The organism is Neobacillus sp. BF23-41 (genome assembly GCF_041106275.1).
The window spans coordinates 1-13773 of sequence record NZ_JBGBPR010000029.1 but is presented as its reverse complement, the minus strand read 5'-3'; the positions used below and the strand labels follow the sequence as shown (position 1 = coordinate 13773).

The 13773-nt window shown below is 36.5% G+C and carries 9 protein-coding genes and 1 pseudogene; 9 read left to right on the top strand and 1 reads right to left on the bottom strand.

Annotation, left to right across the window (positions count from 1 at the left end):
* The first annotated feature begins 14 nt into the window (after window positions 1-14).
* The 9 genes from AB7942_RS25950 (at window position 15) to AB7942_RS25910 (ending at window position 13163) form a co-directional block, all read left to right on the top strand.
* Window positions 15-1811, top strand: a complete 1797-nt coding sequence (locus tag AB7942_RS25950) for a glycoside hydrolase family 2 protein (RefSeq protein ID WP_369449083.1) — start codon at window positions 15-17, stop codon at window positions 1809-1811.
* A 211-nt stretch (window positions 1812-2022) separates the two neighbouring features.
* A complete protein-coding gene (locus AB7942_RS25945) occupies window positions 2023-3282 on the top strand; it encodes an extracellular solute-binding protein (protein ID WP_369449082.1) in 1260 nt (419 codons plus the stop codon).
* Between the two features lie 116 nt (window positions 3283-3398).
* A complete protein-coding gene (locus AB7942_RS25940) occupies window positions 3399-4328 on the top strand; it encodes a carbohydrate ABC transporter permease (RefSeq protein WP_369449081.1) in 930 nt (309 codons plus the stop codon).
* A 3-nt stretch (window positions 4329-4331) separates the two neighbouring features.
* Window positions 4332-5177 (top strand): carbohydrate ABC transporter permease, encoded by an 846-nt coding sequence (locus tag AB7942_RS25935; protein WP_483310915.1) that lies wholly within the window; start codon window positions 4332-4334, stop codon window positions 5175-5177.
* A gap of 35 nt (window positions 5178-5212) precedes the next feature.
* On the top strand, window positions 5213-5623 hold the full coding sequence (locus AB7942_RS25930; protein ID WP_369449079.1) for a hypothetical protein: 411 nt from the start codon (window positions 5213-5215) through the stop codon (window positions 5621-5623).
* 377 nt (window positions 5624-6000) lie between these two features.
* Window positions 6001-10008 carry a carbohydrate-binding protein gene (locus AB7942_RS25925; protein WP_369449078.1) on the top strand — a complete coding sequence of 1336 codons (4008 nt, stop codon included), beginning with the start codon at window positions 6001-6003 and terminating at the stop codon, window positions 10006-10008.
* A 759-nt stretch (window positions 10009-10767) separates the two neighbouring features.
* Entirely contained in the window at window positions 10768-11796 is a 1029-nt protein-coding gene (locus AB7942_RS25920; RefSeq protein WP_369449077.1) for a Gfo/Idh/MocA family protein, read from the top strand.
* Between the two features lie 97 nt (window positions 11797-11893).
* The gene (locus AB7942_RS25915) at window positions 11894-12592 is read left to right on the top strand and encodes an SDR family oxidoreductase (protein ID WP_369449076.1); all 699 of its coding nucleotides are present in this window, start codon (window positions 11894-11896) and stop codon (window positions 12590-12592) included.
* 196 nt (window positions 12593-12788) lie between these two features.
* Window positions 12789-13163: a FixH family protein gene (locus AB7942_RS25910; protein ID WP_369449075.1), complete on the top strand. Its 375-nt coding sequence runs from the start codon at window positions 12789-12791 to the stop codon at window positions 13161-13163.
* Between the two features lie 355 nt (window positions 13164-13518).
* On the opposite strand, the pseudogene AB7942_RS25905 reads toward AB7942_RS25910, so the two are convergent.
* Window positions 13519-13773: pseudogene (locus AB7942_RS25905) on the bottom strand (hypothetical protein); the annotation flags it as partial.

Sequence of the window (13773 nt, the reverse complement as noted above, 5' to 3'; positions counted from 1 at the left end):
AAAAGGAGACAGTTATGACAATTCGCCAAGAATACCCTCGCCCACAATTAATAAGACAAGACTGGCTTAATTTAAATGGGGAATGGGATTTTGAATTTGATGATCAGAATATAGGATTAGGTGAAAAATGGTTTAAAAATAATAGGGAATTCCAACAAAAAATAAATGTCCCTTTTGCCTATCAGTCTAAGCTGAGCGGAATAAACGATTCTACTTTCCATGACTGGGTTTGGTATCGTCGTAAATTTGAAATTCCTGATTCAATGATTGGAAAGCAAATTATCATGCATTTTGGTGCAGTAGATTATCGAGCTATGGTATTCATAAATGGAAATTTAGTAGGTACTCATGAAGGTGGGCACACACCATTCTTATTCGATATTACTAATTATTTAATAAATGGAACACAATCTGTTGTTGTAAGAGTTGAAGATCCCTCTATTGAAGAGACGATTCCTCGCGGAAAGCAATATTGGATTGAGAAATCAGATGGAATTTGGTATACACGGACTACAGGAATTTGGCAGACGGTTTGGTTGGAGGCGGTGAATAAAACTCATATAAACAAGGTGAAATTCACTCCAGATATTGACAATGGCGATATTATTATTGATGTTGAATTAACAGGTGACTATATTAATAAAAATCTTGAAATTGATATCACGTTTAAAGGTGATAATGTAGCGAATGATTCAGTGAAAATTCATGAAGGGTTTTTTAGGAGATCAATTAATCTCTATAATAGGAAAATTTTTCGAACAGGTTTCCATCATGCTGGATGGAATTGGACACCAGAAAGTCCTAATTTATTCGATGTGAATATACGTGTAAGAGAGAAAGCGCAAGTACTAGATGAAATTACTACTTATTTCGGGATGAGAAAAATTCATACTGAAAATGGGATGGTCTATTTAAACAACAAGCCATATTATCAAAAACTAGTGCTTGATCAGGGGTACTGGCCAGAAGGGTTATTAACTGCTCCATCAGAGCAAGATTTAAGGAAAGATATCGAACTATCAAAAGAAATGGGGTTTAATGGCTGTAGGAAACATCAAAAGGTAGAGGATCCACTATTTCTTTATTGGGCGGATAAATTAGGTTTTCTGGTTTGGGGAGAATGTGCTGCGGCTCCTTCATATAGTGAGGAAGCAGTTGCACGTCTGACAAATGAATGGATTGAAATCATTAATCGTGACTACAATCATCCGTGTATTGTAACTTGGGTTCCCCTAAACGAAAGCTGGGGAGTTCCTCTTATCTGTAATAATGAACAACAAAAGCATCACTCGGCAGCAATGTATCATTTAATACATTCACTTGACACAACAAGGTTAGTCATTTCTAATGATGGATGGGAATTAACGAAAACTGATATATGTGCTATTCATAATTATAACCATGGACATAAGGATGAATTTGAAAAATACAATGAGTTTCGAAATTCAGTATTAACAAAAGAAAACCTACTTAACTCAAGACCAGCAGGACGAAGGATTTACACAAAAGGATTCGATCACTGTGGTGAACCAATTCTTTTAACAGAGTTTGGTGGAATCGGTTATAAAGTTGGAATTGAAAGTGGATGGGGTTATACTTCCGTTTTGAGTGAAGAAGATTATATAGCTGATTTTGAACGAGTTATGAAAGCAATCTATGAATCTAATTCATTACATGGTTTTTGTTATACACAGTTAACAGATGTAGAACAGGAGATCAATGGTATATTAACATATGATCGCACCCCAAAATGTAATTTAAAAAGGATTCGTGAAATTAATGATATGTGGCACAAAAATGTTATAAATTAATTTTTTACATCATTATCAAGATTGATAACAAGTAGGTATGCACCTGTTTGATTGAAAATTATGAGAATTCAGTTAAATGGGTTTATATAAAGTAAAATGCTTAATTATAAATGTGTTTTTTATTAATTAATCTGTGCCTAAGTAGGAGGGGGTCCAAGTTACAAGCTGTTAGTGGATTAGTTTTAATAATAAAAAATCGGGGGGAAAACAAATGAAGAGAAAAGCAGTATTAATGTTTTCTATACTTTTTACAATTATGTTGGCTTTGTCAGGATGTAGTTCATCCAGTTCAGGTTCTTCAGCCTCGGCTAAAAATGAAATTATCTATTGGAATCCGTTTACAGGACCTGATGGCGAAAATATGAAACAAATCGTTAATGAATATAACAAGACAAATCCAAAATTCAAGATAAAGAATGTATCAATTGAAGCTGATGATATGTATAAAAAGATCCCAACTGTTGTTAACTCTGGAAAAGGTATCCCTGACCTTACAATTGTCCATGCTGAGAGAATTAAACAGTTTGTTGACAATGACCTATTAACAACTTATGACGATAAGTTGGCTGACTATCCTGAAATTAAAGCTGAAAACTATGTACCTGCTGGTTGGAAAATTGGTGAAATCAATGGAAGTAGATATAGTGTTCCATTAGATGTACACAGTTTTGTAATGTATTACAATAAAGATTTACTCGAAAAATATGCACCAAATGCACTCGATGATAATGTTATAACCTTTGATGAAATAAAAGTGGCTGGAGAATTATCTAAAAAAGACAAGATTGCAGGTATTGGAATAACGTGGACACGACCAATCTTTTTATCGATTTACAATCAACTGGGTGGAGATATCACTAGTGACGGTGAAACACCAACTCTTAATACTCCAGAAGCTAAGAAAGCATTAGAATTATTAAAAGGGTTAGTTGATGACAAAATTACTAATAAGGATGGGGAAGATCCTGGTCAGTTATTCAAATCCGGTAAAGCAATCTTTTTTCCAGAAGGAATATGGATGCAAAATAGTTTAAATGAAGCGAAAAAATTAAATTGGGGTTTAACAAGCTTTCCTCAGATTTCACCTGATAAAATTGTAAACTGGACTTCTTCTCATCAATTCGTTATGTTTAAGGACAAAAATCGCTCTGAAGAGAAGACGAAGGGTATTATGGATTTCCTTGATTATGTCAGAGAAAACTCGCTTCCATGGGCTAAAGCAGGACAAAACCCTGCAGCATTAGCGACATTAGAAGATCCTGAATATCAAAACTTACCACAATCATTTTTAGTGAAAAATCCTGAAATGCAAAATACGCTTAAAATCTTTGATTATAAGTACAATGGTTTTGTAGCCGAAGAAGTTGATAAATTGGTCGGTGATGCTATATATGGAAAATTGGATATTGATAAAGGACTAAAAGCGGCTCAAAAAGCAGTTGAGGATAAAATTGCAAATAATAAAAAATAAGAATACTAATAATTAGCTTAAAAATATTGGGTGTTAGCAGAATTATAGAGAAATCCTTATAAGAGCTTAAGGGTTTCTCTCTCTATTCGATAAAGTAAGAATAGGAGTTAAAACTTATGATAAATACTGGAGTGAACAAGGAATTAAATATGTCTGCAGTTATAGACAAAAAATTGAGTCGAAAACGGTTTCTTTCTCCGTATCTTTACATCGGACCCCATCTACTATTATTTGCGATTTTTTTTCTACTTCCCACTTTATATGGTATTTATATTTCATTTACCAACTGGGATCTAATAGGAGATCCCGAATTTGTAGGATTCGCTAATTATAAAGAAATTTTGCTTAATCAAGAATCTACATTTTACGACCAACTTCGTATTGGGTTGGGGAATACATTTAAATTTGTGATTTTTACGGTTCCAGCTTGTATTATTGTTCCTCTACTTTTAGCTGCAGGCCTTAATACTAAACCAAAGGGATTGAAGTTTTTTCAAGCTTTATTTTACATGCCAACTTTGTTCTCGGTTTCTGCAGTAATGATTGTTTTTTCAATGCTTTTTAGTGTTTCTTTTGGACCAATTAATCATTATCTAAAGGTTGATACTAACTGGCTAGCTACGCAGCCATTCTCTTGGATTACATTAGTTATTGTTACTGTTTGGTGGACAATCGGTGCTAATATGATTATTTATCAGGCGGCTCTGAACGGTATTTCAAAAGATTTATATGAGGCTGCCTCTATAGATGGAGCAAATAGTTTACAAAGATTTTTTAGAATCACTCTACCAAGCATACGATCTCAAATATTATATACAGTTGTCATTACGACAATCTCGCAATTCAATGTATATGGGCAACCACTCATGTTAACAAAAGGTGGACCAACGAGTTCAACTACAGTTTTGTTAATGTACATTCAAGAGAACGCATTTGGATCTGGAATTTCCATTGCTGGTATTGGGGCAGCTATGGCTGTAATCCTGGGTTTATGTATTATGGCTGTTTCTGCAATCCAATTCTTCTTTTTAAGACAACGTGATTAGGAGGTGCTTACCTTGGGGAAAAAAAGAGTATCAAAATATGTTTCTTTAATCTTTTTACTATTCATGGTGTTTATATGGATTGTACCTGTATTGTATACAATTATAACTTCCTTCAAAAGTGAAGCTGATATTCAATCAAGAGCTTTTACGATTTTACCCATTAATTGGGTGATTGGTAATTACCAGGATGTACTGTTTGGTAACACAAGTGCTCCAGTTGCAAAATGGTTTATGAACTCGCTTATTATATCAGTATCACAAACAGTATTAGTATTAGTAATCGTTTCATTAGCCGGTTATGGATATTCAAGAATGAAATTTAAAGGAAGAGATGCTCTCTTTGTCTTTTTAATGGCAACGATGATGTTCCCGGCAGTCGTAAATCTTATTCCACTCTATAAAATAATTGATACATTAGGTTGGGTAAATAATTATTTAGCAGCGATTGTTCCAGGGGCAGCTGGAGTATTTAATATCTTTCTCGTAAGACAGTTTATGCAGGGGATTCCGAAGGATTTTGATGAATCTGCAAGAGTGGATGGTGCTTCTGATTTTCAAATTTTCACTAAGTTAATATTGCCATTAATAAGACCTGTATTGACTGTTGTAGCGTTGTTTACATTTACAGCCTCTTGGAATGACTTCTTATGGCCATCGATTGTGTTTAATGATGTTGAAAAAATGCCAATTACACCAGGATTACAATTACTTCAGGGAATGTATGCGCTTGATGTTGCTCATGCTTTAACTGGAGCACTGGTAGCAATTGTTCCAACATTTATTCTTTATCTATTCACACAAAAATACTTTATGGAATCACTATCGTTGTCATCCGGAGTTAAAGGATGATTAAAACAAATGCTGCTTGTTAAGGAGGTTTTATTGTGAATAGAAAACTAGAAAGAAGATTAGTTATGTTCGGTTCTATTTGGCAAATAGTCTCAGGGCTCCTTACCATTTTTGTTTATGCTTCATATATTAAAAATGAAGGACTGAATTCTTCGTATAACACACTTGCTAGACTTGAGGCTGCTCAATCCATTTTTGGTAGTTTGTATATGTTTTCAGTTAGCTTTGGAATGCTATTTGTTATAATGGGAATCTTAAACTTTGTTTTAGCTAAAACATTGAAGGATGATACAGCAGAAGTTAAAAAACCTATATGGTTTATCCTATTAGGGTTTGGATCCTATATTGTGATGGATCTTTTAGGGGCTTTAATGTTTCTATCGGCAGGAATTTTAGCTTTAGCTAAAAATAAATCAATATCAAAGATGGGAAACTATCAATTTTAAAAGCAATAATATAGTTATTAGTCTCACTATTCAATATGGTATATAGCAAATCAATAGTATCTAACCAAAGGGAATGTTAGCTCTCAATCATTTCCTTTGGTTATAGGTTGATTTTTTTTTGGCTGTTTTTTCGATTTTGAGAGTAGCACAAGTTAAATCGTTACATTTTTGCGTAGAAGGATTTGGAGAATTTATGCAAATACTTAATAGAATTTTAGTTTGAATGATTGCTAGGAGTATAAATAAAGGAGGAGATTTTTCTGAAAAAGTTTGTAACGATAGCCATTTTAGCCGGTTTAATATTATCCTTGCCATTATCGGCCTTTGCCTACAATAACCCCTTAAAATTATCAAATTCATGGACATGGGATACAGGAGTGTTTTATGGAGAAGGAGATCCCTATATTTTAAAACACAACGGTACTTATTATCTTTATGTGAGTACGGTGGATGATAAGAGTGGTGTAAAAGCTTGGAAGTCAGAAGATTTGGTCAATTGGGAGTATGGTGGCCTAGTGACGGAAGAACCTACAACCAAGGCTGCCTATGCCCCTGAGGTTGTATATTGGAATGGTGATTTTTATATGTACACTTCACCCGGGGGAAATGGTCATTATGTGTACAAAAGCTCAAATCCATTAGGTCCCTTTGTGAAGCAAACTGGTAACCTAGGCATGGGAATTGATGGTCATGTGTTTATTGATGATGATGGAAAATGGTATTTCTACAGTACGGGAGATCGAAGAATTGATGCACGTCCAATGACAGATCCCTATACCTTTGGTCAAGTATCAAACACTGGTGCAGAAATGGATGGCTGGACAGAAGGGCCAACGATTATTAAAAGAAATAGTAAATATTTTATGACCTATACAGGAAATCATGTATGGAACAAAGCGTATCGTGTTGACTATGCAAGCAGCGATAGTCCGATTACTGGTTTTTCTTATGACCTTGCACAAAATCCCATATTGCTAAATACAGAAGGGGAGAATGTAGGATTAGGGCATAATTCAGTCGTTCGAGGGCCAGATCTTGACTCTGATTATATGGTGTATCACAGTCATGCGAATCCAGGAAGATATATGAATCTAGATCGAATCGCTTGGAATGGAGATAAGATGCTCGTTCTTGGTCCAACTACTGCAGAACAGCCTAACCCGGATTTACCCGATTTTAGTGAGAGGTTTGCCAAAGCTTCACTTGATGAGAATTGGAAAAATATAAATGGGGGAAGTTGGACTATTACTTCAGATATGCCTGGGTGGCTTCAACAAACGACAATAAATAATACTAATTCGTTTAAACAATTGACGAAAGCTTCCACTGCCTCAGACTATACGGCAGAATTTAATATGAAAGCGATTGAACAAGGATCAAAAAATAATCCACAATTGGGTGCTGTTTTCTCTTATAAGGATGAAAACAACTACGGATTAGCGGTACTAAGTCCTAAGAAAAATCAATTAGAAACTTTCTTTATTGTAAACGGGGTCGAACAGAGCAGCGAAGCAACGGATTTACCAGAGGGCTATGATTATTCTAAGCTCCATCAAATTCGAGTAGAAAAGTCTTCCAGCACCTTTAAGATTTTTGTAGATGGAATGCAAAAACAAACTCGTGAAATTGCTGAGCTAAATGGAGGTCAAATCGGATATACCGCTTTTAATCTACATGCCGCATTTGGCTTTACTGCATTCAGCAATAAAGTTAACGGAAGTAACATTTTTAATGCTTATAAACCTTTACCAGGAAAGGTAGAAGCAGTTCACTATAATGAAGGCGGTGAAGGGATAGGCTTTCATGATACAACTACTGAAAGTACAAAGGGAAAATATAGAGGAGATGCTGTTGATTTTAAAGTGAATTCTGAGGGTGGATATAACGTAAGTTTGAATAAAACCGAATGGCTCAACTACAATGTAAATGTTACAGAAGAAGCTGCTTACAATGTTGACCTAAGAGTATCTGCTTCGAGCGATAATGCACAAGTAAAATTAGTGTTAGATGACTCGACTGAATTGACAGGTGTATTAAATATTCCAAAAACAGACGATTGGAAAACATTTTCGATTGAGGGAATTGATTTACCAAAAGGTAAGCATACATTAAAATTAGTCGTCGAGGATGGAACGTTTGATTTATCGAATATGAATTTCCAAAAAAATAAAGAAGTAAATCAAGTGTCATCAGATTTTAATGATGGAAAGAGTGAAGGCTGGGAGGAAATTGAAGGATTTTGGACGGTTAAAACAAATAAACCTAGCACCTTTGATGCATACAAACCGATACCAGGCTCAATCGGTGCTGCCTATTATATAACTGGTGGTGAGGGAGTAGCTTATCATGAAACAACTCCCGAAAATATTGGCGGTGTATTAAGAGGAGATTCTGTAGATATTCGTGATAATCCAAAAGGTGGTACTGCAGTTGGATGGAATCAAACAGGAGAATGGTTTAAATACAATGTCTCTATTAAAGAAACAGGTTTATATAATGTTCAATTAAATACAGCAACAACATTTAATGCGGCAAAAGTTCGGTTATGGCTAGATGATAAAACAGATTTAACGGGTGTGTTGGATGTTCCTAACACACGTGATTGGAATAATTGGCAGCCAGTTATTAAAAAAGGAATTACATTGCCGGAGGGCGAGCATACGATTAAGGTAGAGATAGTAGAAGGAGAATTTGATTTTACTAGTCTAGATTTTACTTCTTTTGATATTCATAAACCAGTTCCTGGAATCATTGAAGCCGCAGAATACAATCTTGGTGGTGAGGGTGTAGGATACCACGATAACACTGTGGAGGAAAGTGGACAAGAATACCGAGACGATTCTGTAGATATTCGAGTTAATCCAGAAGGGGGTTACGCAGTTAGCTCCAACCAAACAGGAGAATGGCTGGCATATGATGTTAACATTGAAGAAGAGGGCACATATGGTTTAGATATTCTTACATCTGCAACTAGAGATGGAGGAAAAGTAAAGCTCCTTTTAGATGATAAGATCGATTTAACAGGAGAAATGACCATACCAAATACAGGAGATTGGAATAGTTGGCAAAACATTTCATTAAAGGACATTTTATTACCAGCTGGAAAACACACATTAAAGCTAGTAACCCTTCAAGGAGAATTTGATATTTCCAGATTAACACTCCACAGATTTGATAATCATAAGAAGCTTCCAGGAAAAATAATGGCGGTTGACTATATTACTGGTGGCGAAGGTTTTGGTTATCATGATAATTCTCCTGAAAACATTGGTGGTAAATATAGAAGAGATTCTGTAGATATCCGCGTTAATCCAGAGGGCGGTTATAATGTTGGCTGGAATCAAGCAGGAGAATGGTTAAAATACAATGTCGATATTGAAAAAGAGGACAATTATCAAGTAGATATACGAGTTGCAACTGATCTAGAGGGAAGTCAAATTAGGCTTTGGCTTGATGATACTGTCGATTTAACAGGTATCATAGATGTGCCAAAAACAGCGGGCTGGGATAACTGGGAAAGTGTTATTAAAGAAGATATTTCTTTACCAGCTGGAAAACATACTATTAAGGCAGAAATGGTAAAAGGAGAATTTGACTTTAGAAGTATTAATTTTACATCAGATAAAGGCGAAGAACCAACAGCACCTGAAGGGGAATATAGTACAGCACCTGGTACCTTTGCGAAATCGGTAATCGGAGACAGCAAGTGGAAGGATTATACGGTTGAAGCAGATATTAATATTGGAGCAGGGACAGGTGACGGTGGTTTAATTTTTAGAGTAAATAATCCAGCCAATGGTATTGAACTTGGTCAAAATAATCCAAATTTCATGCAAGGTTATGTAGCTTATATCAATAAGGATGGTGTTCATTTAGGGAAATTTAATTATAATTGGACATACTTAAAAGGTGCAGAAATCAATGCCCCCTTAAATACATGGCAGCATATGAAAGTTGTTGCAGAAGGAACCAATATAAAGATATTTGTTGGAGATATGGAAACTCCTAAAATAGATTATACTGACAACAGCAGCACAGCATTTACACAAGGAAAAGTAGGATTTAGATCAAACCATAATTACACGAGGTTTGATAATTTTGAACTGAATCCTATAGAGACAACTCATTCATCAATTATGAACTATCTTGATAAGATGACAAAATCTGGTGATGTTGTTCAAAGTGAATATAATAAGTTAATAAATAAGCTAGAGCAGTCAAAGCATCATTTAGATAAAGGTAGATTTGAACAATCCATGAAACATCTTAATGATTTCCGAGTGTTTCTGGAAAAGGGGAGTAATTTATCAGAGGATGTAAAGCAAGTACTTGAGGCAGACTCTTTAAGACTATTAAAAAAAATAGATGATAAAATTAATGAATGATTAGGAGCTAAAACAGCAAATAGTTTACCAATATTTTTCATTAAAATCTAAATTCTTCATGATATACTTCAAAAGGGCATGCCGAAAAACCTTCCATTTTCTCCTTTTTGGAAGGTTTTTCAGCATATAGTTAGATTTAGGTTCAATGCTATATCCTGGAAAGTAGTTTTATTACCATCACAATTGATGCAGTATAAATTACTCTGAACTATGCTCAACAAATTAAACATACACAAAAAACCTCCAAAAATTAAAATTTTTGGAGGTTTTTCATACTAAAGTGTTTTAAAATGTCGATGAAGACTTGGATATCCCTTTGTTGTACCAATTTTATCTCATTCAATTCTGCAATCTTCTTCTGAAGCAATTCAGTGAGAATGTCATATAGGAGTTGAACAGCGGCAGAATTGAATCGTTCTTTTAGTCCTTACAGTCTGATGAGTACCTATATATTCAAATTAGCTCGATGGACATAGGTCTGGACCCCAAAAAGAAAGGTCTGGAGGGTGTTAAGCGCAATTCGGCCGGAAAATCGATTCAATAATGTCCAATTAAAATGTTAATATTCTCTAATTCTCTGATTCTGGGATTTTGTTATGATGAAAGCGCAAACAAAATTAAAAAACACGAAAGCCCGCATGAATGTCGCTGATCGATTTCCCTGTCTGTAGCCCATTTGGGTCGTATATTCAGAATACAAAAAAACAGCTCAAGGCAAAGGTTTTCATTCCGTTTTGTGTCTTGAGCGAAGCGAAAGGAATGGATATAACCATGGAAAGTAAAATAAAATGGGGATTAATGGGGTCAGGGAGCATTGTAGACAAATGGATTTGTGGTGCAAAACAGTTGAATGATATGGAAATTGTGGCTATATCCTCTAGAACAATAGAAAGTGCGCAGAGGATGGCCCAAAAGTACAATATTTCCGTGGCATTAGAGTATGAAGCTTTGGTAAAGAGAACGGATATTGATGTCGTCTACATTCCAGTACCACATACAGCCCACAAAGAATTGGCAATTATGGCAATGGAGCATGGAAAATCAGTATTGGTAGAAAAACCGGCATGTGTCAATGAAAACGAATTGATTGAAGTGTTGGAATGTGCTAAGAAGAACAATGTATTCTTCATGGAGGGCATGTGGACAAGATTTTTTCCAATAATGAATAAGATAAAGTCACTCTTCAATGATGAGGGCATCGGTGAAGTAAGAGCCATGAATATGGCATTTTCTTTCAGATTACCGGTTGAACTCCGTGATCAACGATGGATGAATCCCGAGCTTGCTGGTGGCGGTCTTCTCGATGCAGGTGTATATAATCTTCATTTTGCCGAAGAAATATTAGGGAAATATCCAGTTGCACTTACAGGATACGCAACTATTGATTCTGATGATTACCATATACAAGTCGATGAGCAAGCAAGTTACATTGCCAAGTATGACAAAGGTGAGCTTGTCGTCATGAGTAGCGGTGTGAGAACGGATATGCTTGATGTTGCCATGATCTATGGTACTCAAGGCTATATTGAAGTGCCATCCTTTTGGAAACCTACCTTAATTAATGTGATGAAGGATGGTAAGATCACTACCTATGAAGAAAATATACCTCAAAGAGTCGAAGGCATTAATGATGATGGATTTCAATATGAGATTGCACATGTGAATGAATGTATAAGGAAGAATCTGAAAGAATCGCCAATCATGACATGGAAACAAAGCTTATCCATTATCAGGCAGTGTGATGATTTACGACGTCAATGGGGGCTTAAATATCCTTTTGAAGACTAATCGATAACGAGAAGGTGAGCCAGGCGTACACGGAATTTTTTGGCTTTGAGAAGCCGCATATCATCATTACCGAAGGCATAATAAAGGAGGAATAACTATGAATCTGCTAATTTCAGGCGCGAGCCGCGGATTGGGCTATGAAATGACGGCCGAAGCGCTGAGGCGCGGTCATACCGTGATTGCCGGCGTTCGCAGGCAAGGAACGAGTATTGGCAAACTGGTCGAGCTTGCCGATAAGCACGGCGATCGTCTGATTGTGGCCGACCTGGACGTAACGGACGAAGCGTGCATCGCTGCGCTTGCCTCTCAGTTGAAGAATGAAGGCAGGGAGCTTGGCGCGATTGTGAACAATGCGGCGATCCTTACGGCGCGCAACACCCCTATCGAGAAACTGTATATGGACGAAGTCATCCAGTCGTTCGATACGAATTTGTACGGGCCGCTGCGTGTTGTCAAGCATTTTTTGCAGCTGTTGACGGAGCAGGACGCATCGGTCATCAACATTTCCTCGGAAGCGGGGAGCATCAGCAACGCCTATCCAAACGATTACCCATACGCAATCTCGAAGACGGCGCTGAATATGTTCAGCCAACAACTGCAGGTTTACGTCAAAGACCGGGGAATTCAGGTGCTCAGCATTCATCCCGGTTGGATGAAGACGGATATGGGCGGAGAGAACGCGCCATCTGATCCTCGCGAAGCCGCACGCGGCATTCTGGATCTGATCGAATGCAAAGTGATGCCCAAGACAAAGTTCCAATTCGTCGATCATACCGGCAAGGAGATGCCGATCTAAGAGGATACGGGCGAGAAGGACAACACTAAGCCAGATATGCCGAAGCATATCTGGTTTTTTCGTTTCCACAATAAAAAATATAGCCCTTCCGTTCAAATGAAATATTTGTAACTGTCATAGTTTTGGATGATAATCTTAAAGGGTGAGTGCCTCATTTTATATTATCAAGATAAAACTAAAGAAAGGATGGGGAGGAATGAACAAATGTACGAGTTTAATTATTGGCCTCATATTAATTTTGATAACAGGCTGCAGTTCAAATAATTATGAGATCAAGCTAGTTACCCCCAAATCATTTACACCCGATCAATCTACTCCTATTCAAATAAAGATTTTCGATCGAGAAGGTAAACCAGTAAAAGGTGCAAAGGTTAGCGCAGATTTAGATATGCAAGGGATGAGTCATGGAGATATTTCTATGAAAATGAAGGAAACAGGAAATGGTGTGTATGTTGGACAAGCTACATTTGAAATGGAAGGGGATTATACGGCTACCATTAAAATAGATGACAACGGAGAAAAGTGGTTGGGCGAAAAAAGATTCTCGATTGTTTACAATGTGGCACAATAGTACCCAATTTACGAATTCGAAATGATCGGGTGTCAGGCACTTCTTTAAACTTTTAATAAAATCTCTTCACAGCGGACTCCTTAGATAGGAACCGTCTTTTGCTTACCGGACATGCAGCTGCATGTCCGGTCTTTTTTATGAATTTGATCAATCGATAATAATATACTAAATATAGGTAAAAGTTTATTGATATTCGATAAATATTATCCTATAATCAATTTTAAGGAAATATAGTGAGGTGCTTTTTATGATACGAGCATATGAGTATCCCCATAGCTAAAGCTAGGGGTTTCGAAAGAATAGGCTATAAAGCCGCATTGTCTTTACGAGGGCTACCACCAGTCCCGCTACTACATCAGGCCGAGACCTTCAGCTTTGCATTTCTTTTCTTCATGATGATTATTTTTCGTGGGGATTGGAGGAATTGTTTTCTTTCCAATCCTTCGAAGACATCCTTGGTATGTTTACGGACAATATTAAAAGCTCCATTCACATCCGCATGGATCAAAATCTTAGAACCTTTGATTTTGTAAAAAGCTCGACTGCTTCTATACCCGCTAAAATTAGTTTGGTGCTCTTCCCCGTAAGTTGGAATCGGGTCATGATTCAA